The organism is Acinetobacter sp. 479375 (genome assembly GCF_000581715.1).
GTDB lineage: Bacteria > Pseudomonadota > Gammaproteobacteria > Pseudomonadales > Moraxellaceae > Acinetobacter > Acinetobacter ursingii.
Genome location: NZ_JEZN01000077.1, coordinates 1 through 494, shown reverse-complemented (window position 1 = coordinate 494; position 494 = coordinate 1). Strand labels below are relative to the sequence as shown.

At 38.5% G+C, this 494-nt stretch carries 1 rRNA gene and 1 pseudogene; one reads left to right on the top strand and one right to left on the bottom strand.

Annotated elements, in window-relative coordinates:
• Positions 1-84, top strand: a pseudogene (locus tag J500_RS17810) (protease); the annotation flags it as partial.
• Between the two features lie 88 nt (positions 85-172).
• Here the strand turns inward: J500_RS17810 and rrf are convergent.
• Positions 173-287: ribosomal RNA gene (rrf, locus tag J500_RS16845) — 5S ribosomal RNA — on the bottom strand.
• Between the last annotated feature and the right edge of the window lie 207 nt (positions 288-494).

Below are 494 nucleotides of genomic sequence, written 5' to 3'. Positions count from 1 at the left end.
GGCTGGGTATTGATTAGCTCACGTAATCCCGATGATATTCCATACTTTAACCAAGCTATTGTTCAGGAATTAACAACCAGTTAGTTTCTTTGATTTTCTATTTATTGCATCTATTTTATTTATAAAAAAAACACCCCCTCTGCATAAGCGGAGGGGGTATTTAGTATTTAAAAGCTGGCGATGACTTACTCTCACATGGCTAACGCCACACTACCATCAGCGCGAAGAGGTTTCACTTCTGAGTTCGGGAAGGGATCAGGTGGTTCACTCTTGCTATTGTCGCCAGCAAACTGTTGTGGTGCTTTGGGGTCTTATTCACATTACTTAATAATGTATGCCTTACTTACGAACCAAAGAGTTATTAACGGATTGGAAATTGAGTCGGTATTGTAACTAGTTTATTGACTAAATCAAGTTTTCGTATCGAATTTATCTTGAATACAACAACTGTTTGGGTGTTGTATAGTCAAGCCTCACGAGCAATTAGTATTGGT